The 23,051-nt window shown below is 70.3% G+C and carries 14 protein-coding genes; 8 read left to right on the top strand and 6 right to left on the bottom strand.

The features are described 5' to 3' along the window. Window positions 1-112: 112 nt before the first annotated feature. Window positions 113-1,624 (bottom strand): hypothetical protein, encoded by a 1,512-nt coding sequence (locus ACGFW6_RS07355; protein ID WP_393505619.1) that lies wholly within the window; start codon window positions 1,622-1,624, stop codon window positions 113-115. 108 nt (window positions 1,625-1,732) lie between these two features. Then, window positions 1,733-4,741 carry a family 16 glycoside hydrolase gene (locus ACGFW6_RS07350; protein WP_393505617.1) on the bottom strand — a complete coding sequence of 1,003 codons (3,009 nt, stop codon included), beginning with the start codon at window positions 4,739-4,741 and terminating at the stop codon, window positions 1,733-1,735. Between the two features lie 324 nt (window positions 4,742-5,065). Between ACGFW6_RS07350 and ACGFW6_RS07345 the strand changes: the two genes are divergently transcribed. The 4 genes from ACGFW6_RS07345 (at window position 5,066) to ACGFW6_RS07330 (ending at window position 10,491) form a co-directional block, all read left to right on the top strand. Beyond that, window positions 5,066-5,959 (top strand): LysR family transcriptional regulator, encoded by an 894-nt coding sequence (locus ACGFW6_RS07345; protein ID WP_393505615.1) that lies wholly within the window; start codon window positions 5,066-5,068, stop codon window positions 5,957-5,959. Between the two features lie 250 nt (window positions 5,960-6,209). Beyond that, window positions 6,210-8,573, top strand: a complete 2,364-nt coding sequence (locus ACGFW6_RS07340; protein WP_393505613.1) for an arylsulfatase — start codon at window positions 6,210-6,212, stop codon at window positions 8,571-8,573. A gap of 8 nt (window positions 8,574-8,581) precedes the next feature. Continuing rightward, window positions 8,582-9,460: a formylglycine-generating enzyme family protein gene (locus ACGFW6_RS07335; protein ID WP_393505611.1), complete on the top strand. Its 879-nt coding sequence runs from the start codon at window positions 8,582-8,584 to the stop codon at window positions 9,458-9,460. Between the two features lie 59 nt (window positions 9,461-9,519). Beyond that, the gene (locus tag ACGFW6_RS07330) at window positions 9,520-10,491 is read left to right on the top strand and encodes a glycine betaine ABC transporter substrate-binding protein (RefSeq protein ID WP_393505609.1); all 972 of its coding nucleotides are present in this window, start codon (window positions 9,520-9,522) and stop codon (window positions 10,489-10,491) included. Window positions 10,492-10,559: 68 nt separating this feature from the next. Here ACGFW6_RS07330 and ACGFW6_RS07325 read toward each other — a convergent pair whose 3' ends face one another. Continuing rightward, on the bottom strand, window positions 10,560-10,880 hold the full coding sequence (locus tag ACGFW6_RS07325; RefSeq protein ID WP_393505607.1) for a hypothetical protein: 321 nt from the start codon (window positions 10,878-10,880) through the stop codon (window positions 10,560-10,562). Between the two features lie 256 nt (window positions 10,881-11,136). Here ACGFW6_RS07325 and ACGFW6_RS07320 point away from each other — a divergent pair, with 256 nt between their 5' ends. Then, entirely contained in the window at window positions 11,137-13,068 is a 1,932-nt protein-coding gene (locus ACGFW6_RS07320) for a protein-arginine deiminase domain-containing protein (protein WP_393505605.1), read from the top strand. A 467-nt stretch (window positions 13,069-13,535) separates the two neighbouring features. After that, complete coding sequence (locus ACGFW6_RS07315) at window positions 13,536-13,796, top strand: hypothetical protein (protein ID WP_393505603.1); 261 nt, start codon at window positions 13,536-13,538, stop codon at window positions 13,794-13,796. Window positions 13,797-13,874: 78 nt separating this feature from the next. Here the strand turns inward: ACGFW6_RS07315 and ACGFW6_RS07310 are convergent, their stop codons facing one another. After that, window positions 13,875-14,963, bottom strand: coding sequence for a serine hydrolase domain-containing protein (locus ACGFW6_RS07310; RefSeq protein ID WP_393506948.1), 1,089 nt, complete (start codon window positions 14,961-14,963; stop codon window positions 13,875-13,877). Between the two features lie 272 nt (window positions 14,964-15,235). Further along, complete coding sequence (locus ACGFW6_RS07305) at window positions 15,236-17,746, bottom strand: flippase-like domain-containing protein (protein WP_393505601.1); 2,511 nt, start codon at window positions 17,744-17,746, stop codon at window positions 15,236-15,238. A 449-nt stretch (window positions 17,747-18,195) separates the two neighbouring features. On the opposite strand from ACGFW6_RS07305, the gene ACGFW6_RS07300 reads away from it, so the two are divergent. Then, complete coding sequence (locus ACGFW6_RS07300) at window positions 18,196-20,358, top strand: SpoIIE family protein phosphatase (protein WP_393505599.1); 2,163 nt, start codon at window positions 18,196-18,198, stop codon at window positions 20,356-20,358. Window positions 20,359-20,432: 74 nt separating this feature from the next. Here the strand turns inward: ACGFW6_RS07300 and ACGFW6_RS07295 are convergent, their stop codons facing one another. Beyond that, entirely contained in the window at window positions 20,433-21,617 is a 1,185-nt protein-coding gene (locus ACGFW6_RS07295) for a type III polyketide synthase (RefSeq protein WP_393505597.1), read from the bottom strand. A gap of 422 nt (window positions 21,618-22,039) precedes the next feature. Between ACGFW6_RS07295 and ACGFW6_RS07290 the strand changes: the two genes are divergently transcribed. Beyond that, a complete protein-coding gene (locus ACGFW6_RS07290; RefSeq protein WP_393505595.1) occupies window positions 22,040-23,026 on the top strand; it encodes a tetratricopeptide repeat protein in 987 nt (328 codons plus the stop codon). The last annotated feature ends 25 nt before the right edge of the window (window positions 23,027-23,051 follow it).

Here is a 23,051-nt window from a genome sequence, read left to right as displayed (position 1 = left end):
CACACGGATGGCTGCTGTAAGCGACCGGTCAACGGATGGCTGCTGTAAGCGACCGGTCAACGGATGGCTGCTGTAAGCGAGCGGTCCCACGGATAAATGCTGCACGTCCTGTTCAGGGCACCAGTTTTGCCATGACAGCGGCGGGCAGCGAGGCGTTCGCGGCTGCCGCCTCCGCCACGTGGTCGTCGGCATCGGTGAGGAGCTCCGTGATGACGGTTGGGGGCAGGTTCGGGTGGGCGGCGGCCAGGGGGCGGGCACGCTGGTCGGTCAGGCAGGTCAGGAGCGCGGTGGCTGTGGCGTGCGGGTGGCGGGCGACTTCGCGGAACACCCGGCGTACTGGTGGCTGGTGTCGCGTCAGTTCCTCCAGCAGGGCGGGAGAGGCGTCCGGATTGGCCGCCACTTTGGCGATCACCTGGACCTTGTGACGGTCGACCATGGCGCGCAGGTGGGTGTCGGAGAGCCCCGGGTGGGGCGCGATGGACTTGGCCACCTTGGCGTCGGGGTCGGCGGCCAGTGTGTCGCGGAGCGCGGCCGGCAGGTCACGTCGTTGGGCCACCAGCATCCGTACGGCAGGGTCCGGCGATGCGGCCAGCTGTGCGGTCTCCTCCGGGGAGGCTGCGGCGATCCGTGGCACCAACGTGGGGCCGATCTTGGTCGCGTGCGCCAGGTCGGCCAGGACCTCCAGCGGCACGTTCGGGTTGTGGGCCAGGCCGCGCTGCACGTCGTGGCCACGATCGGTGGCCAGCGTCCGGATCAGGGTGTCGTCGATGGCGGGGTTCTCGGCGAGGTCGGCCCGGACCCCGGGGAGGGGGTCCTCGGCGAGCCGTGCGCTCACGGATGCGGGCAGGTCGGGCCGGGCTGCCAGGGCGCTGCGCAGCAGCATCGAAGGGTGGTCGGCGAAGTGGACGACGGCGTCCACGGGGGTGGCGGGGTTGAGCAGCGCCATCCGCTGGATCTCGTGCACGGTGGACTGGTGCGAGCCGTCGCAGGCGGCGCCCGCGGGCAGGTCACAGTGCGGCCGTGGACAGAACGGCTCGTGCACGAACGGCGTCTCCTCCACGTCGCACACCAGGCAGCGCCGCGGCGGCGTGAGCCCTGCGCCGGCGATCAGCATCTCCAGTACGTCCGGTGGCGTCGATTCGTTGGCTGCCACCGCGCGCCGGACCTCGGCGTGCGGGTGTCGCGCGAGCTTGGAGGCCGTGTCCGGCCCGGTCCACAGCGCGAGTTCCGCGACCACCTGTATGTCTTCGTCGGCGGCGAGTGTCTGTACGACGTCGCGCGGGAGGTCGGGGCAGGCGGCGAGTTTCTCCCGGCACCGGGTGGTCGGGTGGGCCGCGAGGAGGCGCGTCCACTCCTGCCGGCCGGTCCCCTCGTCGAGAAGGGCGAGCGCGGCGTACGGCTGCGTCGCGAGGTCGATGGCGTCGGCGGTCAGCAGGCCCGCGTACGCCAGTTGGACGGCGATCTCCTCGCCGCGGGCGGCCAGGGTGATCACTTGTGCCGGTGTGAGGTCCGTGCGTGCGGCGAGTTCGCCGCTGAGTTCGGTGTCCGCGATCACGATGAGACGGTCCAGCAGCTCGGGCGGCAGAGACGGGTTGGCGGCGAGTCCGCACAGCACAGGGTTCACGGGCACATCCTCGTCGGCTTCGGATGAGATGGCTCGTGGGTTTTCCGCGGCGAAGGCGCGCCCACAGCCTCGTGGGCGCGCCCTCGTTCGTCGCGGTCATGGCTCACTTCAACTCAGCGGTTCCACCCAGATGTTGCGGAACCGCACCTTGTTGCCGTGGTCCTGGAGGCGGATGGCCCCGGCCGACGGGCCCTCCGGCCGGCCGCCGCCGGTCGGGCCGTCGACCGTGATGTCGTCGTGGACCTTCTGGCCGTTCCAGACGACGGTGAGCCGAGCGTCGGCCGTCTTGTTGCCGTCGGCGTCGAAGCGGGCCGCTCGGAAGGTGATGTCGTACGTCTGCCAGGTCTCCGGTGCGGTGGCCGCGTTGGTGTCCGGAGCCTTCTTGAGATAGATGGCGCCCGCCTCGTTCGTGTCGAGGGTCGTGTCACCGAAGGAGTCGAGGATCTGCAGCTCGTAGCGGTCCTGGAAGTAGACGCCGCTGTTGCCCCGGTCCTGGCCCGTCACGTCGTCCGGCAGGAGTGGGACGCGGAACTCCACGTGCAGTGTGAAGTCCTGGTAGGCGTCCTTCGTACGGAGGTCGCCGCAGCACACCTCCATCGACTGCTCGTCGGTCAGCGGCCATTCCACGGCGCGTCCGTCCGTGTGCTGCCACTGACTCTGTGACGCGGCGGTGCCGTCGAAGAGGGTGACGCGGGTGCCGTGCGGGCGGACGGTGATCAGGTCCAGGTTGACGTGGCCGGTGTCACCGGCGTCGAAGCGGTAGGCGAGGGTGTTCCTGCCCTCGCGCAGGGTGACCCGTTCGGTCTGGGTCGACCACGTGTCCCAGTCGCCGGTCGAGGCGAGCTTGGTCTGTCCGAGCTTCTGGCCGTTGGCGTACAGGGAGAGGGACTTGGTGCCCTGGAAGGGGTTGGGGCCGTTGGAGTAGCGCAGGTTCACGTCGTAGTCGCCGGCCTTCGGGACGGTGACGTCGAAGGTGGTGGCGGCCTTGCCCTCGGTGCCGTAGCGATCGACGAAGCCGCTGCCCGAGTAGCCGGTGTGGTCCCTGTTGATTCCGGCGGTGCCCGTCAGCCGGGCTTCCTCGGCCTCGTACAGCGTGGCGGGCGGGGGCTGCTGGCCCGGCACGGCGTTGAGGGTGTACCAGGCCTCCGTGCTCCACAGCGTCTCACCGGACGTGGAAGCGAAGGGGCGCGGTGAGCGGACGTGCACGACGCGGCCGGGCTTGAGGCCGTCCAGGCGCAGGGCGACCGTGCGGCCGTCGTCGGCAAGGGTCGCCGAGCGGACGTTGAGCCGTTCCTCGGCGATCTTGGGTCCGCCGTAGTCCGTGGTGGGGGTGTAGCGCCACTGTTCGGCCTGGTAGCGGGAGGCCAGCTTCTCCGCGGTGGCCTGGGACAAGGGCTGGGTGTACTCGAGGTCGTAGCCGCCGGGGACGGCGCGCATCTCCTTGATGTCGAAGGTGTTGCCGCCGTTGGGCGTCAGCTTCTGGAGGCCGAACTTCAGTTTTCCTTCCTGGCCCCAGTTGCCGTCGGCGCCGAGCCCGCCCGCGTAGACGGCACCGTCGGGGCCCATCGTGATGCGGTTGACGCCGGCTTCGAGTCCTTGCGTGTAGCGGAACACGGCGCCCTGGTACTGGCCCTTCACCTTCTCCAGGTAGGCCCGCTGGAGCCCGCCGTAGGTCACGTCCCCGAGCAGCATCTGCCCGGCGAACCGGCCCTTGGTCAAATACAGCGGTGTGCTGGGGGAGTTGGCGATCTCGTTCTGCGGCAGCCACAGCACCGGTTCGGTCACCGGGCGGTCGTCGAAGGGGCCCGACGGCTCGGTGTAGTGGTTGAAGAAGCGGTCCTGCTTGATGTGGACGAGCTTGGAGGCGGGCAGCCAGCCGCCCTGGTTGTCGGTGGTGAAGATGTCGCCGCCGGGGCCCCAGCCGATGCCGTTGGGGGTGCGCAGGCCGCCCGCGATCGGCTGGATCTTCCCCGACTTCCTGCTGATCTTGTACGTGGTCCCGCGGCCGGGCGCCGGCTGCGGAGTCGTGGTCGCGCCGCCGTAGTTGATGGCGACGGACAGGTTCACGTAGAAGTAGCCGTCGCGGTAGAGCAGCCCGAACGCGAACTCGTGGAAGTTGCCGCCGTACGGCCAGGTGGCGAGGGTGCGGTACTCGTCCGTGACGAAGTCCCGGTTCGTGTCGACCAGTTGGGTCAGCTCGTGCTTCTGCGAGACGTACAGGGAGCCGTCGACGTACTTGATGCCCATGGGCTCGCGCAGCCCGCTCGCCACCTTCTTCACGGTCACCTTGTCGCGGCTGGTGTCGCCGGTGACGTTGTCGAGGAGGTACGCCTCGCCGGTGGTGGTCTGTGAGCCGCCCCAGGTGGTGATGGCCAGCCGTCCGTCGGGCAGCCAGTCCATGCCGGTGACCTGGGGCTCGAAGCCGTCCGGTCGGAGGTCGGTGAGGGTGAGGTCGGGACGTACGTCGGTCAGCGGCAGTCCGTCACCCGGGCTGTCCGCTCCCGACTCGCACTCCTTGCGCCCCGGAGCGGTGACCCGGACCACTCCGGCGTCCGTGCTCAGCGCCTCGCTCGGCACGGTGGTGAAGTCGCTCGCGGACGGCGGCTTCCAGGCCAGCGCGAGGCGCTGCTCACCGCCGCGTTCGAAGTAGTCGATGCGGAACGGGTGTGATCCGGCGGTGAGTTGGACGGATCCGTCCTTGGGCTCGGCCCCGTGCAGCCCGTCGTGGTCGATGACCGTCCGGTCGTCGATGGTCAGACGGGAGCCGTCGTCGCTGGTCAGGCGAAAGGTGTAGGAGCCGTCGTCGGGGATGACGAGGTAGCCGGACACTTCGGCCGAGAAGTTGTCGGCGAAGCCGCCGAAATCGCCGGTCGTGGACCAGTCCACGGTCGGCATCAGCTTGTCGTGGTTGGGCGTCTGACCCGGCTTGAGCGTGCACAGCTTGCTCAGCGGGACCTGCGTGTCGAACACCCGCAGGGTCACGCCCGGTTCCTGGGGCGGGATGTCATCGGGCGCTGCGGCGGACGGGGGAGCTGTCCACACGCCTCCGACGAGGAAGCTTGCGAGAAGCAGGGGGGTGAGTCGTCTTCGGGCATGGCGGAACCACCGTTGATGCATCGGTCCTCCAGAACGGACCGGAGGCCGCCGGATCGCACTCCGGTCGAGTTACCCACTGTGCGGGGAGCGCAGTGGTGTTACTCGTGCGGTTGCGCCGATACCGTAGGGGACTTTCGTTGAGCCCGTCCATACTTTGTCATCAGCGAGTTCAAAGTCCCTGCAGCGAGTTCAAAGTCGCTTGGGGGCAGGTCCTGCACCGGAGGGTCGCCAGGAGCCGGGGACGAGGCTCTGCGCCGGAGCGTCGCCGGGTGCAGACTGTGCCTGCCGTTCGCGCGCCGGCGGGTGCGGTGGCCCCTGGACGCGCACGGATCCGACGGAGAAGCGATGGAACGACGACAACTGGAGTACTTCATCGCGGTCGTCGAACACGGCGGGTTCACGGCCGCGGCCAACGCGCTCCATGTCGCGCAGCCTTCGCTGTCGCACGCCATCCGGTCCCTGGAGCGTGAATGCGGCGGGAAGCTGTTTCACCGGCTCGCGCAGGGTGTCTCTCTCACCCCGGCCGGTGAGGCGCTGGTACGGCCGGCCCGCCAGGTCCTGCGCGACCTCGTCACGGCGGGTTCCCTGGTGCGGGAGGTCCTCGGGCTCAGCGGCGGCCGGCTCGACATCGTGTCGCAGACGACGCTGTCGGTGGACCCGCTGGCCGACATGCTGGGCCGCTTCCATCGCGCCCATCCGAAGGTCAGCGTCCGCGTGGTCGATCCGGAACGGGGCCCTGCCGTGGCGCAGATGGTGGGGGCCGGGGAGTGCGAACTGGGACTGGTGGACGCGTCGGTGCCGACGGCGGACCTCAGCGGGATCGATCTGCCGGAGCAGGAGATGCATGTGGTGCTGCCCGCCGACCATCCCCACCCGGCGGGGAACACCATCACCTCGCGTCAACTGGCGGCGCTGGACCTGATCGTGACACCGCCGGGCACCGAGACACGGGCGGCGGTCGACGACGTGTGCACCGCACTGGGGGTCGCACCGCGCATAGCGGTGGAGACCGCCCACCGCGCGATGATCGTGCCGCTGGTCCTCTCCGGCGTCGGCGCCGCCGTGCTGCCCGCTTCCATGGCCCAGGACGCCGCTCTGCGCGGGGCCCGGATGCTGTCCCACCGACCGCGCCTGCTGCGTCACGGCCGGCTGGTCTGGCGCTCGGGTCAACTGTCCCCGGCCGCGGAGGCGTTCGTGGACCTGGCGTCCGCGCCCGCCCCCGACGGACATGTCCAGTAGGTATAGATAATCTCTACCGCCTTCATTCAAAACCGGTTCACGTCAATCCAAGCCGGCTCGTTGACCGGCCCCGCAGTGGCTGACACCTTGACTGCATCGCAGTTCAGGGCATTTTGAAGGTCCATCAATAACACCCTGCGGCGTCGGTATTCAGGCTGTCGGTATTCAGGCAGTCAGTAGTCAGGCTCCGGTATTGAGGCCGCGGAAATAGGGGCGATTTTTTCACCGGGCCATCGAATCGGAGAATTGAATGACTGAGTTCGACGCGGGGCGGCACATACTTCCCCGACCGGATACCCGCCGACCGCCGGCCGCCGCGATGGACGTGCACGACCAGGAGACCGCCTTCACTCCCGTCGGCCCGCTGCCCGCCCCAGAGCAGGCCCCGAACGTGGTGATCGTGCTCGTCGACGACCTCGGGTTCGGCACCTCCAGCGCCTTCGGCGGGCCCTGCGAGATGCCGGCCGCGGAGCGACTCGCGGACGACGGACTGCGCTACACCCGCTTCCATGTCACGGCCCTGTGCTCGCCGACCCGCCAGGCCCTGCTGACCGGACGCAACCACCACTCGGTCGGCATGGGCGGCACCACCGAGATGACGACCGCCGCCCCCGGATACAACGGATTCCGGCCGCGCAGCGCGGCGACCATGGCCCAGGTCCTGCAGGGCAACGGCTACAGCACGGCCGCCTTCGGCAAGTGGCACCAGACCCCGCCGCGCGAGATCAGCCCGGTCGGCCCGTTCGACCGCTGGCCGACGGGGGAGGGGTTCGACACCTTCTACGGCTTCATGGGCGCGGAGATGAACCACTGGTACCCGCTGCTGTACCAGGGCACCACCCCCGTCGAGCCCGACCGCCGGCCCGAGGACGGGTACCACCTCTCGGAGGACCTGGTCGATCACGCCATCGACTGGGTGCGCACCCAGCGCACGCTGACTCCGGACCGGCCCTTCTTCACCTACCTGGCGCTGGGCGCCGCACACGCCCCGCTGCACGTCGGCCGTGCCTGGCAGGAGAAGTACCGCGGCCGGTTCGACCACGGCTGGGACCGGCAGCGCGAACTGACCCTGCAACGGCAGAGGGAACTCGGCGTCGTTCCCCAGGAGGCCGAACTCGCGCCCTGGGCCGAGGGCGTGCCCCACTGGGACGAGCTCAGCGACAACCAGCGCCGGCTGTCGGCCAGGTTCATGGAGACGTTCGCCGCCTTCACCGAACACGCCGACACCCAGGTCGGCAGGTTCGTCGAGGCGCTGGAGGAACTCGGCGAACTCGACAACACCCTCTTCCTGTACATCCTCGGGGACAACGGCGCCTCCGGCGAGGGCGGCATCGAAGGGACGATCGTCGAGCACCGGCTCGGTCACGGCGTGGTGGACGACCCGGACGAGATGATCGACCACCTCGACGAGATCGGCGGCCCGCTCAGCTACCCGATCGCACCGGCGGGGTGGGCGCTGGCCCTGAACACTCCCTACCAGTGGACCAAGCAGGTGGCCTCGCACTTCGGCGGCACCCGCGACGGCATGATCGTGCACTGGCCGCGCGGAGTTCCCGAGCGCGGTGGACTGCGCCACCAGTTCTCACACGTCATCGACATCCTGCCGACGATCCTGGACTGCGCGGGCATCCCGGCGCCGTACAGCGTGGACGGTGTGCCGCAGCAGCCCATCGAGGGCACGAGCATGCGGCGCACGCTCACCGATCCCGACGCGAGCGAGCACCGCCGCACCCAGTACTTCGAGATGTGCGGCAACCGGGGCATCTACCACCACGGCTGGATGGCGGTCACCCGGCACGGCGTCCCCTGGGAGATGGTCCCGGACAAGGACCGGCGGTTCGCCGACGACGTCTGGGAGCTCTACGACATCGACCACGACTGGAGCCAGGCGCGCGACCTCGCCGCCGAACATCCCGAGCAACTGCGCCGGTTGCGGGACCTGTTCCTGATCGAGGCGGCGAAGTACCAGGTCTTCCCGCTCGACGACCGGGTCACGGAACGGGAGAACCCCGCCGTGGCGGGCCGCATCGATCTGCTCGGGGCGCGGACGTCCATCACCTACCGGGCGGGGATGCGGCGATTCACCGAGGAGACCACCCTCAACGTCAAGAACCGCTCGCACAGCATCACCGCGGACGTCGACCTGCCGGGCACGGACGCCGACGGCGTGATCATCTCGCAGGGCGGACGGTTCGGCGGCTGGAGCCTGTACCTCACCGGAGGCAGGCCGGCCTACGCCTACAACTACTTCGGCATGAGCCTGTACACCGTGTGCGGCGAGAAGCCTCTGACGCCGGGACGGCACGAGATCCGGCTCGAGTTCGGCTACGACGGCGGCGGGTTCGGCCAGGGCGGAACCGCCGTACTCCTGGTGGACGGCGAGAAGCACGCGAGGGGACGGGTCGCACGCACCATCCCGTACTACTTCTCCTTCGACGAGACCCTCGACATCGGTGTCGACCTGAGCACCCCGGTCACCGACGACTACCCCGCCCTCGACAACGAGTTCACCGGCACCATCCACACCGTCCGCATCGACCTGGACGACCGGAACACCGCCACGGCGTCCGAGTTCGACGGAGGACTGCACCGGCGTGTGATGGGGGCGCAGTGAGCTGCTGCATGCCGTCCGGCGGCGGCGACACGGACCGAGCGCGTCCGCCGCTGTCCGCGGTCCGGCAGGCGACGCCCGAGGGCATGGTGGCTGTCCCCGCCGGCCCGTTCCTCATGGGCAGCCAGGACGAACTCGCTTACCCGGCCGACGGGGAGGGCCCGGTGCGTACGGTGTCCGTCGACGCCTTCTGGATCGACGCCTGCACGGTGTCCAACGCGCGGTTCGCCGAGTTCGCCGCCGAGACCGGGTACCGCACCTCCGCCGAACGCATCGGCTGGTCGTTCGTCTTCGCCGGGCTGCTCCCGGACGACTTCCCGCCCACCCGGGCGGTGGCGGCCGCCCCCTGGTGGCGCCAGGTCGAGGGCGCCGACTGGCGTAGGCCCGACGGACCGCACTCCGCCTGGGAGACCCGGCCGGATCATCCGGTCGTCCACGTCGACTGGGACGACGCCCGCGCCTACTGCGCCTGGGCCGGCAAGCGCCTGCCCACCGAGGCCGAGTGGGAACGCGCCGCCCGAGGCGGCCTGCACGCGAAGGTGTTCCCCTGGGGCGACGAGCTGGAGCCCGGCGGACGCCCCCGGATGAACGTGTGGCAGGGCGACTTCCCGAACCGGCACCCCACGGCCGACGGCTGGTACGGCACGTGCCCCGTCGACGCCTTCGAGCCCAACGCCTTCGGCTTGTACAACACCACCGGCAACGTCTGGGAGTGGTGTGCGGACCCGTTCTCCGCCGCCCACACCGGACAACAGCGCGTCACCAAGGGCGGCTCCTACCTGTGCCACGCCTCCTACTGCCGCCGCTACCGGGTCGCCGCGCGGCAGGGACTCTTCACGGACTCGGCAACCGGCAACGTCGGGTTCCGCTGCGCCCTGGACATGACCTGACCTCCCTTCACCCCACCATCCGCACGGCGTGAGACGCCCGGCCCACAAGGAGCAGGACCATGGCACAACCAGCACGACGGTGGCGCTCGGGCGCCGCGGCCACGGCCGTCCTCGGCCTCACCCTGGCCGCGTGCGGCGGGGCGAAGGTCGGCGAGGACACCTCGGCGGCGGGCGGTGGGCCGGGCGACTGCGGCACCCTCAACCTCGCGGTCAGCCCGTGGGTCGGCTACGAGGCGAACGCCGCGGTCATCACCCACGTCGCGGAGAAGGAACTCGGCTGCAACGTCGTCCAGAAGGATCTGAAGGCAGAGATCGGCTGGCAGGGCTTCGAGACCGGCGAGGTCGACGCCATCGTGGAGAACTGGGGTCACGACGACCTGAAGAAGAAATACATCACCGAGCAGAAGACCGCCGTCAACCTCGGCCCGACCGGCAACAAGGGCATCATCGGCTGGTACATCCCCCCGTGGATCGCGAAGAAGCACCCGGACATCACCGACTGGCAGAACCTCGACAAGTACGCCACGAAGTTCAAGACCTCCGAGTCGGGCAGCAAGGGCCAACTCCTCGACGGCGACCCGTCGTACCAGACCAACGACGAGGCCCTGGTCAAGAACCTGGGACTGGACTTCAAGGTCGTCTACGCGGGCAGTGAGACCGCTCTGATCCAGGCGTTCCGGGACGCGGAGAAGAACAAGAAGTGGGTGATCGGCTACTTCTACGAGCCACAGTGGCTCTTCTCCGAAGTGCCGCTGGTCCACATCGACCTGCCCAAGCACACGGCCGGCTGCGACGCCGATCCCGCGAAGGTCGACTGCGACTACCCGGTATTCGCCCTCGACAAGATCGTCAGCACCCGCTTCGCCAAATCCGGCAGTCCTGCCTACGACCTCGTGAAGAACTTCACCTGGACCAACGAAGACCAGAACACCGTCGCCAAATACATCGCCCTCGACAAGATGACACCGCAGGCAGCAGCGAAGAAGTGGATCGAGGCCCACCCTGACAAGGTGAAGGCCTGGCTCGGGTAGAGCAAGGTGGTTGACGCTGCGGTTGGCCGCCGACTTCGTGACCCGCGGTGCGGGGCCCGTTCAACGGGTCACAGGCCGCCGATCTTGCCGACCGCGTCACGTACGGAGTCGAACGCGTCCACCACGGCGTTCTTCCGCCTCGCGCGTGCCGCTCGGTCCTCCGGTACCAGCTGCGCGGCGACCTGTACGGCGTAGGCGTCAGGGTCGCCGAAAGCGGTCCGTGGGTGCTCTCCCGTCTCGGCGCAGTGTGCGGTGACCTCCTTGACGGCCTGGAGCACGATCGCCCGGTCCACACCGGGCTGCATGGCCAGTCGTACCTGGAACCGTGCCATCCACTTCTCGCGGTCCTTGTCCTGTGCCGCGTCCGTCGTCCGGTCCTTCTTCGCCACGTGCTCTCCCGGTTGATCGACAGCTGTCTGTCGTGAAGTTGGACGCTGAGAGATCCAAGCGGGTTGCGTAAACGGAGGGGCAACTCCCGCGATCGCGTTCGCGGGACGGACCCCCTCACCGCAACCTCGGCAGGACTTTCTCCCAGAACAGTGAACGCACATGCGCACTTTTCATCTCTTGCACGGTGCACCCCCCAACTGAGGAGGAACGCCTGTGCGTTCACACAGACGTATACGTACGGTCCCTGCCGGACCCGTGGCTCTCGCGCTCGCCGCGGTCGGAACCGCCCTGGCCGCGCCGCTCTCACCTGCCTCGGCCGCCGAGCCGGCCGCACGGGCCGACCTGCGCGCCGATGTGAACCGCGACGGACGCGTCGACGTCGGTGGCGGCACCGACGCATCGGGCGAGGACACCTGGTCCGTGGGCAGGGGTGCGGTCTACCTGCCCAACATCGACGACGACACCAAGCGCTGCCCGGTCACCGGACCCGGCGGCAGGCCGCTGTCCGACGCCAAGTTGGCCGCGTGCAACGACGCCTCCGACACCCGCGTCAACGGTTCGGCCGACGCCGCCGACCTTGCCCGTATCCGCTCCGTGCCGATGCGGAACCTGCCGGCGGGAGCCAAGGGCAGCGTCAAGGTGACCACCGGTGCCGACCACAGCCGCGTGTATCTCAAGCGGGGGAGCGACTGGGTCCTGATCACGACGCGTACGAGCCTGTCGGCCGCTGAGCTGCGCTCCGGCGTGGAATTCGGCGTCGAGGCCACCGACGTCATCAGGGACACCAGGAAGTGGGACGGCAGGATGGTCATCCGGCTGACCGTGACCGCGGGCGGCCGGAGCACGTCCGACTCGGTCACCTTGCGCGTGGCTCCCCTCCTGACCCACCACCATCTCCAGAAGACCCAGCAGATGATGGTCACCAAGCTGAACCGCGACGCGGACTGGAGCGGCCTTCAGGGCAAGTTCGTCACCGATCTGAAGAAGGAAGCGGAGAGGGCCGGCATCACCCGGCCGCTGGTGACGTTCGACAAGTACCAGGACCCCTGGGCACAGGACTTCGTCGAGCCTGCCTACGTCAGCATGACCGGTACCGACGGCCGCCGTCACGTGATGCGCGTGATGCTGCGCTCGGCGCAACCCGACCGGGAGGCCGGCCGGGAGCTGTTCGAGAAGGTCAGGGGACGGGACATCGGAGTCGTGCAGGCCTTCGACAGTTCGGCACCGGCGGACTGGTCGCTCAACTCCATGGGAAACCTGGAGACCATCCCGCCGTACGCGCACAACGGCCGCTCCTTCCCGGGCGGACGGATCATCATGGGATGGCGCAAGGACAGCGGCCAGCGCCCCTCGGCGACGATGCGCACGCTGCTGAAGTCCCAAGGGCTGCAGGACCCGTTGCTGCTGGACACGTCCTGGCTGGAAGTCGGACACGTCGACGAGTTCGTGCAGTTCCTGCCCGCCGACACCCCCCGCGGCTGGCGGATCGGCGTCGCCGATCCGGAGGCGGGCCTGCAACTTCTGCGTGACGCCCAGCGCGCGGGCCACGGGAACACCAGGATGTTCTCGGTCCCGGGCCTGGGGGGATCCCCGCCGCTCGAGGACACCATCGACCAGGCCCTCGCCTCGCGACACCTGGTCGACGACAACAAGCTGGCGGCCGAGCGGATCGCGGCCAACCTTGAGACTCTCAAGCGCGAGACCGGCGTGACCGACGACGAGATCGTGCGCGTGCCGGCTCTCTACACCCGCGGCTCGATGGCCCGGACGGAGAGCGGGGAGGACGTCCGCGTCCCGCGACTGACCCGGATGGGCGGGAACGCGCCCGTGCCGGACGCGGTGAAGCAGCACGGGCAGCAGAGGTGGCTGGCCGGGGACGGGAACGGCCCCGCCGCGGCCGCACCGGCGACCGTCGCGACGAGCGCGTACGTGCCCGGAGCGGTCAACGGCATCCTTCTCAGCCGCGACCGCTACCTCGCTCCCCGTCAGTGGGGCCCTGTCATCGGCGGCAAGGACATCTTCACCCAGGCCGTCACGGCGGCCTATGCGCGGGCCGGCATGAAGGTGTCCTACATCGACGACTGGTACACCTACCACCTCGGCATGGGCGAAGTGCACTGCGGCACCAACACCCTGCGGGACGCGTCCGCCGCCTGGTGGAAGCCGGCCGCAACCGCGACTCCGTAGCAGTCCGAGCCTCGGAACGGCCTGCGCCCACCCAGGTCATTCCGACCGTGTCACCCGCAACCGCCTCAGTGCGGGACCGGGTGACACGGCGGCCGGCACGACCAGCGGCCGACGGGGCGTGTATGTGGCGGGAACGGGCGGTGAGTTGCGGCAGCTACGACGGCTTGCGGGGCCGGTGCCCGCTGTTCGACCCCATTCACCCCACGGCGCCTTGGGCAGCGCCGGTTCACAGGCACGGCTCGTGTGCACCGGCGCTGCCCATTGCCTGACGTGGCGTCAGCATCCGCACGCAGCGCTCCAGGAGGTCCGCGGTCAGCTGCGGGAACTGCTGTCAATCGGACCAGAGGGCCTGCTGCCGGTGGCGCCATCTGCACCCCTATTCGGGTGCTTGTCAGCGCATCGGCGCTTCTCACCCGAGGGCCGGCGGCATACCTGAGGCGAACTCACAACGACCGAAGGAGACGCTCATGCGTGCACCATCCATGCTGGCCGCCGTCGCGCTCGCCGGGACCGTTCTGTTTGGGGGCGCGGGCCAGGCCCTCGCCGACGATGACGAGATGGCGAATGGCGGAGCTGGATTCTCCAACAGCGCCCCGGCCGCGCCCACGTTCGACGAGGGCGCCTTCGGCTCCGGCCAGGGTGCGACCGGTACCGGCGAGGAAGCGTCCGGGTTCGGTCAGGACGCGTCCGGTTTCGGTGAAGGTGGGTCTGACTTCGACCTCGGCTGACCACTGGGTGCGCTCTCACTCCCTGCCCCGCACTGTCATGCTCTGGCTGCGGGGCAGGGGCATGTCCGTAGGCGATGTTCAGGCACCTCGGGCGATCGCGGCTGTGGTCAGGTCCGCGAGCCGTTGAGCTGTATCGAAGTGGGGGGTCAGGCGGGTCTTGGTCATGGCGAACGACGTGCCGGTGGCGAGGTCGGCGTAGACGTAGCTACCGCCGCCACCGACCCAGCCGAACGTGGTGGCTGACTCGTCCGGGTCGGAGCCGAGGCGGCCGAGTGGATAGCCGAGAGCCAGGCGCGCAGGGTTGCCGAAGACTTGGTCGGTGCCCTCGAAGGCCACTGCCGTCAGCTCCTCGAGCTGGTGTGCATCGATCAGCCGACCGTCGAGCACGGCGGCATTCATCGATGCGACGGCCCGCGCGGTGAAGGTGCCCACCGAGGGGATGTCCGCCCGCAGGATCTCGGGACTGTTTCCCAGGGCGGCGGTCGGCTGCATTTCCCAGGGCGCGAGGATGGCGTCGCCGTCGGGTGGGGCGACCGGTCGGGGTGCCGCGTCTTCGAGTCGTGCCAGCCGGGCCAGGTCGGTACGGGGCACGCCGAAGTACAGGTCACCCTCGATGCCGAGAGGCTCGGTGATCCACTCGCGCAAGAGCTGCCGCATCGGCTTGCCTGTGGCCCGGCGTGCGATCTCGCCGACGAGGAAGCCGTACGTGAACGAGTGGTACCCCGTCTCGGTCCCGGGTCGCCACCGCGGTTCGGCGGCGGCGATCGCTGTGCAGACCCGCGCCCGGTCGGGCAGGTCGGCGGGCCCGATGTCACGAGGCATCGCCGGCACGCCGACCGAGTGGGTCAGCACGTGGCGCAGGGTCGCGGACTCCTTGCCGTGGGTCCCGAACTCCGGCCAGAGATCGACCACCGGTGTGTCGTACGCGACCGCACCGTTCCTGACGAGCAGATGAGCGATCAGCGACGTCACGGCCTTGCCTGCGGAGAAGCTGAAGAACGGGGTCTCCGGGCTCACCCTGCGCCCCGTCCGGCCGTCGGCCACTCCTGCGACGGCGTCGACGACAAGAACACCGTGATGGTGGACGGCGACCTGCAAGCCGGTCTCCGCTCCGGTGCCGACGAGCTCGTCGAGGACACCTTGGACCTCCCGCTGCAGGGACGGCATCGTCGTCACCGGCTCGGCCTCGTGCAGTGAGTCCTCCGGCAGATTCCGCGCCGGTCGCTCCCCGTCTGACATGGATCTCCTCCGGCCTTGCGTTGGGCGATACGCGCCGTCCTGGTGCTGACCCGACCTCGCCGGGAAACTCATCGGTCCGCTCGCGGACCGGCAGGCCGTTGCCGCGGTCGGTGCCATGCCATGCCATGCCGTGTCGTCCCGGCCCGGGACGCGGCTGATCACCGCCCGTGACCGCGCTCCCAGGACTTCATCGGCACGTCTCACACGTACCCGCGTCGCTGTACGAATCCCAGCGCGATGCCGCCCAGTGGAACGTTCAGCCAGAAGGTGAGCAGCCGGTAGACCAGGACCGCGGACGTGGCCGGGCCGGCCGGGACACCGAGGGCCGTCAGGGCGGCGATGAGGGCGGCCTCGAAGGCTCCGAGGCCGCCGGGAACAGGGGCCGCGTTGGCGAGCAGACGGGCCGCCATGTAGGCGGCGCCCACCTGCACGAAGGGGAGGTCGCCGCCGAGCGCATGAAGGCTCAGCGCGAGGCCGACGATCTGGATGAACGGCAGTCCGAGCGCGCCGACGACTCCCAGGGCGAGCTTGGTGGGGTTGGTGGCGATGCTCGTCAGCGTGGAGCCGGCCGCGCGCAAGAACGGCCAGACCTTCTCGCGCAGGAAACGGCGCCCCGGCGGGGTGAGGGCGAGCAGCCCCCCGGCGGCCAGGACGAGGGCGATCACCGGCAGGACGTACTTGCCGGCTGGCACATCCAGATGCACCCCGCCGTGGTGCCCGGCAGCAGTGAAGAACACGGCGGCCATCACGGTGTTGGAGACCGCCCCGGCCAGGCTCTGCACCCCGATGGAGGCGGTGGCCGCGCCGGTCTCGATCCCGGTCTTCTGCAGATAGCGCAGGTTCAGTGCCATGCCTCCGACGTTGCCGGGGGTGATCCGGTTCAGGAAACTGCTCGCGAACTGCACCTGATACGTGGGCCGGAAAGGCAGCCGCCCGGGGACGCTGCCCAACTGCAGACAGGTCGAGAACCCCTGCGAGATGAACGTGACGGGCACGACCGCGAGCAGCCACCGCCAGTCGGCGTCGCGCAGGGCATCGAGCGCGGCGGGGGCGTTGGCGAGTTGCGGCAGCACGAGGTGGAGCACCAGGAACGCGCCCACCAGCCCGAAGACGCTCTTCCAGGTGAATCGCGCGAGCTGGGCCGGCTTGGCCGCCGGCGCGTCGCACGCCGTACGCACCTCCTCGGCGAGGTCGTGCATCAGGTTCGGTCGGCCGCCCGGACGCAGGATGCGCCGCCGGCCGCTCTTCGCGGCCTCATGGGCGCGGCCCCGGTCGTAGCGGGCCACCTCGCCCCTCGAGGGGCCGACCAGGGCGAGCGGTTGCAGATACGGCAGTGCCGTCGCCAGAGTCTTCGGGCCGAGACCGGCCAGCGCGCAGGCCGCGGCGCGGCTCGGGCCGAGTCGTACGGCGATCGTGGCGAGGAGTTCGGCCAGATCGGCCCCGAGGGCTTCGGGCGGCGCATTGAGCTGCGCCCGCGCGAACGCGGTCAACCGTGGTTTGCCGTCCGGGTCGACCATGATGTGCTCGGGGCGCAACGCCCGGTGCGCCAGCCGATGTTCCTGCAGGCGTGCCACCGACGTCCACACCGCGCCGAGGAGCGCGTCGGTCCACTCCTCGTCGCGGAGCCCCGCCAGCGGCCGGGTGTCCTGCCCGACGGTCACCAGCAGCGCGCCCGAACCGGTCACGGGATAGGCGATGACGGGTTCGGCGACCCGGGCGCCGGTGCGGCCGGCGAACACCAGCATGAGCAGTTCGTGCTCGGCCGCGCCGAGCGGCGTCTGCTCGCCCGGACCTGCGGGGTGCCGCAGCAGCAGGCGCCGGGAGAGCCGGTGGAAGAGGTCGCGGTTACGGTCCTCGGCGGCGAGGACGCGCACGGTGAGCCCCGCGCCCTCGGTGGTCTCGGCGCCGTAGAGGATGCCCTCGCCCGGGAGCTGCCGCTCGGGCGTGAGTTGGCGCAGGGCGGCGAGCGGGATGCCGCAGGCGACGAGGGCGTCCGCGACGGCCTGGGGCGGAGGGCGGTCGGACGGGCCGCCGGCCATCAGCAGCACGGCCGAGCCCGCGGTACCGCCCACGGCGAGGGCGCCGAACGCGTCCAGCGCGACGAGCGAGGCGGCCAGCGCGCCCAGTGCCGCACAACCCAGGATCAGGGACCACAGGGCCAGCCGCCACGGGCGGGTCAGCCAGGGCCCCGCGGCGACGACCGCCGAGGCGCAGCCCGCCAGGTACACCGCCGACGGCCATCCCGCGTCCACCAGCCCGCCGCGACCCACCAGGACTTCCGGCCACTGCTCGGGGCGGCTGTCGGCCAGCGCGAGCCGGGTGAGCGCCCAGGCGATCCCGGCGCCCAGTGCCGCGGCGGGCAGCACCCGCAGCACCGCGTCCATACGCCGCTTCACGATGAGCACGACGAGGGCGGTGACCGGCGCCAGCACGGCGATCACCTGCACCGTGCCGACGAGGCCGTCACGCAGCCCCGGTGACAGCGCGGTGGCCGCGGAGAGCAGGCCCTGCTGGGCTTTGCGGGCGAAGTCACGGGCGGCGACCGCGAGCAGGACCGTCAGAGTGAGCGCGGTCAGCGACACCAGCAGCCGCAGGACGTCGGCCGCTCGCCGCACGTCGTGCGGCGCGGGAGCCTCGACGTCGGGCGTGGCCCCGTCCTTCGGGGTGCCCACGAGGTCGGAGGGGAGCAGCGAGCGATGGTGCTCGGTCATGTCGGGCCGCCGACTGAGGTGCGAGAACGACCCATGCGCTCACTCCCTCGCTGCACAGGTCCGGCTCGACCGGACGTGCGTCCATGCTTCCACGCGGCGGCGGCTCTCGTCCGGACGACACCGTGGGACTCCCGGCCCGGCCGCCTGCGGAGAATCGCGCCTGACAGGGGGCCGGGCGCCGGTGAGCGCTCGCCGCTTCCGACGGGCGGAGCGGCCCATGTTCGTCACGGAATCACTCCGCGTCGCTCCGGATCCCCCGCCTGCGACCCGTCACCGTACGTAGCCAGCCGTCACTGATGGGTCGCGCCGTGCGCTCAGCTGGCGTAGGCGAAGCAGCGCCGGGTGTTATTGAATGAAGTGTGCGGTCAGGAATCTCGGGACCCTGTCGCCGGGGTTCCGGTACGGCCCCGGCGCTGTGCCGAGGTCGGCGAGCGAGCTGAGAGAGCCGCATGAACTCCACCCCCTCCCGTCCCTCTCGGTCGCCGTTCGACATGGTCAGCGGCGCGCTGGGGCAGTACATCCCGCGCGGTGCGGGGGCGAAGGCAGCCCGTTCCGGCGAGGTGCAGGGAGACAACGGATCCCGCAATTCCGCACACTCCGGCTCGGCGCCGGGCCGTCAGGAGCAGATCCTGGGCGCGGTCAATCTGGACCGCGAACTGAGGATCACCCGCAGCAACCTGGACGCCCCGGTTTTCGCGGGGGTGGAGGTCGTGACCGGCAGCCCTTTCGTCGATCTGCTGCCGCCCTGGGACGTACCGACGGTGACCCGGAGGTTGCGGCAGGTCCTCGAGACCGGTGAGCCGCACGTCGCCCGGGTCCAGCGCCTGCGGCGCGGTGACGGGTCCGAGCTGGTGGTCTCGATGAGCATCCTGCCCGCCGCCGCCCCTCAGGAGGGGCTGACCGTCACGCTGATCGCGATGGCCAGGAGGCTGCATCTGTACGCGGCCGAGACCGCGATCGGCACCTCGTTGGACATCGGCGAGACCGCACAGTCGCTGGCGGAGTCCCTGCTGGCCTGGGGAGACGTGGCCGCCATCGACCTCGACCTCGCCGTGTGGACGGGCGAGGTGGTCACCGAGCAGCCGCAGCGGCGGATCCGGCTGCGGCGAGCGGCTCTGGTGCCGGACCGGGCGTGGCCGGACGGCTATGTGACGCCGGGCGACGATCTTCCCACCGATGCGAGTCGTCTGCTGTCACAGGCGATTCGGCGTGACAACGCCGCGCAGGCCATCGTCCTGTCCGACCGGGCGGCGATCGAGCGGGTACTCGGCAGTACGCGGCTGGTGCGTGCCCTGGTGCCCGGTGACCGGGCGGCGGGCGTGGCGTACATCCCGCTGGTCCTGGACGGCGCGCCGCCCGTGGTTCTGGGAGTGGCGGAGGTCTGGCGTCGCTCGGGCCGTCCCTTCGACGACAGCGAGCTGCTCGACCTGCAGGAACTGGTGGCCAGGACCTCCCATCACGTGGACCTGGCCCGGCAGCACCAGCGCGAGCACACGCAGGTGCTGGCGTTGCAGCGCCGGCTGCTGCCCCGGTCGGGCGGCGACACCATCGAGACCGCCAGCATCTACCAGCCGGCCACCCCCGACAGCGCGGGCGTCGGCGGTGACTGGGTGAACAGCTTTCCGCTGCCGGACGGCCGTACCGCGCTGGTGGTCGGTGATGTCGTCGGGCACGGGCTGGGGGCCGCGGCGACCATGGGGCAGCTGAGCATGGAGGCCCGCGCGCTGCTGTCCGCGGGGCTGGCGCCCGACGAGGTGCTGGAGCACCTGGACGAGACGGTGACGCTGCTGGACGACGCGGAGTCAGGGCTGGCGGCCGGATACAGCGCCCTCGGGTCGACCTGCTGCATCGCCGTGTACGACCCGGTCAGCCACCGCGTGACGCTGTCCAGCGCCGGCCACCTCCCGCCGATCCTGGTCCCCCCGGACGGGCTCGGCGGCCCGGTCGCGGCCCGCCCGCACCCCGGGCTGGGCGCCGAGTTCGCGTTGCGGGAGCCGTTCGACGTGTACGCGTTCGCAGCGCCGCCCGGCTCGCTGCTCGCCCTCTACACCGACGGCCTGGTGGAGGACCCCGCCCTGTCGATCGACGAGGGCATCGGCAGGCTGGCGGACGCCGTGTCCAAGGTGCACCCCTGGGACGACCTCGACCAGGCGGCGCGACGCGTAGTCTCCGCTCTGGCCCCCGCTCGCCAGCGGGACGACATGACCCTGCTGCTCGCGCGCATGATCGGCTACCGCAAGGAGGACACCGCGACGTGGCGTCTGCCCGCCCGCGCCGACGCGGCGGCCAGGGCCCGCGCGCTCGTCTCCGAGCTGCTGGTGCGGTGGGACGCCCGGGACGACACCCGCGACAGCGTGCTGCTGGTGGTCAGCGAGCTGGTGGCCAACGCGATCCGGTTCGCGGCAGGCCCCATCACGGTACGGCTGATCAGGACCGGTGACGGTCTGCTGTGCGAAGTGGGCGACACCGGTAATGGCAGGCCGCGGCTGGGCCGCGGCGGTCTCCTCGGGGACGGTGGTCGTGGCCTGCACGTGGTGCACGGACTCACGACCCGGTGGGGGGTGCGGTGGACGGACACCGGCAAGGTGGTCTGGGCGTCGGTCGGCAGGTGACCCGCACGTGGGGGAGGCATGCACTCGTCAGGTGATGCCACCGGCGGAACGGCGGCCACCGCCGGTACGGGTGGCTACAGCCACTCTCCTTGCAGTGCGGTGGCCGTGAGGCCCGGTGCAGCCGCGTACAGGACGGCGCGGCTGCCCGGTTCCTGCCCCGCGTCGTGCGCCCGGCGCATGATGTCGAACACGGCGGCGCCGCCGCGGTTGCCGGTGGTGTAGCTGTCCCGGCTGTAGTCCAGCAGCCCTGAGGGCCAGGCCTCGGGCATCGTCTGCTCCATGTACTCCAGCACACGCGTGCCGCCGGGGTGCGCGAGCAGGACGTCGGGGTGCCAGGCGTCGGGGTCGTCCTGGTAGCGGGCGTGCAGCCACTCCCACATCGCGGTGACCGTCTCCTGCACGGCGCGCGGACCGCGCCGGTCCATCACGAAGTGGGTGCCGTCCGCCTGGGTCTCCAGCCGGTGGAGGTCCTGGGTGCCGGGCAGCGTGTGGTTCCAGGCGGCGTCCAGCCGCAGCATGGACTCGGACCTCGGGCGGCCCGTGACCACCGTGGCGACCGCGGTGTCCGCGAACAGCAGCCGGACGATCAAGGACTCCAGCGTGTCGTCCGCGGGCTGGTAGGTGGTGCTCAGCGCCTCCGCGATCACGACCAGGACCACCCGGTCGGGTTCCGCGGCCACGAGATCCGCCGCCAGCGCCAGGGAGCGGGTCCCGGCGATGCAGGCCCACTGCGTGGCCGGCAGCAGCATCACGTCGCTGCGCAGCGAGAGCTTGTTGGCCAGGGCGACGTCCAGCCCCGGAAGCGCCGGGGTGGTGGAGTGGCTGGTGATCACGCAGTCGACGTCCGAGGCGTCCAGCCCGGCGCTCTGCAGGGCCCCGCGCGCCGCGCGCTCACCGTAGGACTGCACCGCCGCCCAGGCCGGAGCGGTGCGTTCCTGGACGGTCTGCGGCGCGGGTATCGACTCAAGGGCCGCGATCACGCGATCCACGTCCTGCTCGGTGAACCCGTCACCGGCCATTGCCTCCCGGGTCGCCCCGACGCCGGCGGCCGGCACGCCGTTCCCGCTGCCGGGCGCGACGGCGGTCTCCAGCGGCAGCATCCAGCCGCGGGACTCGATGCCCGTACTGGCCGCGATCCCGTCAATCCGCGGCGCCCAGGCCGCGTTCGGGTGCCGGCCGCGTACGTCCGCCACGATCTCGCTGGTCTTCACGGTGTGCTCGCCGTGTATCACGGCAGGCGGGCACAGGTATGCAGGCATGATTAGCGCCTTTCGTCAGGGAACGAGGAAGAACATCACGAACGCTGTGTCTTGAATCACTTCAGCCCGGGGCAACCAAGTCGGTGCCTATGCGCTCCACTTCGGACTTCTGTGTCCGGTTCGAGCATGGGCGCTAATGGGACATTTGCGCTGTGACCTGGGCAACGCGGGTAACTTTTCCCATGCGTGACATGGCGCACAGTGTGGTTCGAGCCCGACGTGTGGCCGTGCCGACCTGAGATGCCGTCAGCCCGGCGCGGAGACGGCGAGGTACGGTCTCGGCATCCTTCCGGAGGACCTGGAGAACGCCGAGTGGGTTCATGCCACTTGCTGGATCACCCGACCTGATGGATCACGGAACACCTTCGCCGTGCAATAGCGGACGGCCGAACAGGCGTCCGGATCGGCGGTACGCTCGGACAATGTCGAATCGGGCAGTGGCAGCTGGAGTAGGTCTCGCGCGGGTCATGGCGCACTGCGGGGGCAGCCCGGCGGCGGCCGTGCAGTACTTGGCAGGTGCCATCGCCTCCGCGCCCGAGGACCCCGAGCCGTATGCGGTTCTCGCCGAGTGGTGGCAGGACCGGCCTTCGGAACTGGCCGAGGTCGTTGAGGGGGCCGACTCCCTGAGAGCGGTATTGGCGCTGGCGTACATCAGGTTCCTTGAGAACAACATGGACGACGCGGCGCTGGCGATGGGATCCGTCACCGGTGCGCGCCCCGACATCGCCTGGGCGAACGCCCCTTGGTTCAGCGAGGAACGATTCGTCGGTGTGGTGAGCGCCGACGCGCTCGCCGAGGCCGCGATGCGGACGATGGACTACGGCCATGAATTGGACACCGACGGCATGCGCGAACGGTTCCGGCCCTGGTTCGACGCCATCGACGCGGTCTCCGCCCGCCGGCCGGTTCCGGACGCGTTGGCCAAGATGGCCATCCTGCTGCGGGCATGCGGCCGCACCGACGCGTCCTTCGCCCTCTGCGACCAGGCGGACTCCGTCGAGCGGATCATGCTGACGGAGGTTGTACGCGCGGGAACGTGGCGCAAGCTGGGCGACCCCGAACAGACTGTCGCGGCGTTCGAGCGCGCTCTTGCTCTGGAGCCCGCCAACTGGTCGCTCCATCTCGACCTCGCCGACGTGCACGCCGAGCAGGGCGACTTCGCAGCGGCGGTCCAGCTGATGGACCGGGGAAGGCGGTACGCGCCCCCGACCGAACTCACCTTCCGCGCGGCCGACGCCGCCTACCGGACCCGCCTCACCGGCTCGCCCACCGAAATGCGCGCACTCATCGAGCTGGCGGCACATCTGCCGAACGACTCCTACCGCGGCCTGCTGATCGACCACGCGTGTGCCGGCCCCGGCCTGCCCGCAGAACTCGTGACCGAGGCGCGCCGCATCCAGAACGCCTGAGGCTTCTGTCTCCCGCGGGCGCCCC

The sequence above is a fragment of the Streptomyces sp. Y7 genome, assembly GCF_043195415.1.
Taxonomy (GTDB): domain Bacteria; phylum Actinomycetota; class Actinomycetes; order Streptomycetales; family Streptomycetaceae; genus Streptomyces.
Note: the sequence above shows the minus strand (reverse complement) of the source record. Positions and strands in the feature narration are given on the sequence as shown.

What these genes read in the sequence shown, in the direction of transcription:
- ACGFW6_RS07305 (WP_393505601.1), bottom strand. Translation starts at nt 17,746, where the DNA reads ATGACCGAGCACCATCGCTCGCTGCTCCCCTCCGACCTCGTGGGCACC.
- ACGFW6_RS07345 (WP_393505615.1), top strand. Translation starts at nt 5,066, where the DNA reads ATGGAACGACGACAACTGGAGTACTTCATCGCGGTCGTCGAACACGGC.
- ACGFW6_RS07295 (WP_393505597.1), bottom strand. Translation starts at nt 21,617, where the DNA reads ATGCCTGCATACCTGTGCCCGCCTGCCGTGATACACGGCGAGCACACC.
- ACGFW6_RS07335 (WP_393505611.1), top strand. Translation starts at nt 8,582, where the DNA reads ATGCCGTCCGGCGGCGGCGACACGGACCGAGCGCGTCCGCCGCTGTCC.
- ACGFW6_RS07300 (WP_393505599.1), top strand. Translation starts at nt 18,196, where the DNA reads ATGAACTCCACCCCCTCCCGTCCCTCTCGGTCGCCGTTCGACATGGTC.
- ACGFW6_RS07310 (WP_393506948.1), bottom strand. Translation starts at nt 14,963, where the DNA reads ATGCCGTCCCTGCAGCGGGAGGTCCAAGGTGTCCTCGACGAGCTCGTC.
- ACGFW6_RS07315 (WP_393505603.1), top strand. Translation starts at nt 13,536, where the DNA reads ATGCGTGCACCATCCATGCTGGCCGCCGTCGCGCTCGCCGGGACCGTT.
- ACGFW6_RS07340 (WP_393505613.1), top strand. Translation starts at nt 6,210, where the DNA reads ATGACTGAGTTCGACGCGGGGCGGCACATACTTCCCCGACCGGATACC.
- ACGFW6_RS07290 (WP_393505595.1), top strand. Translation starts at nt 22,040, where the DNA reads ATGTCGAATCGGGCAGTGGCAGCTGGAGTAGGTCTCGCGCGGGTCATG.
- ACGFW6_RS07330 (WP_393505609.1), top strand. Translation starts at nt 9,520, where the DNA reads ATGGCACAACCAGCACGACGGTGGCGCTCGGGCGCCGCGGCCACGGCC.
- ACGFW6_RS07350 (WP_393505617.1), bottom strand. Translation starts at nt 4,741, where the DNA reads ATGCATCAACGGTGGTTCCGCCATGCCCGAAGACGACTCACCCCCCTG.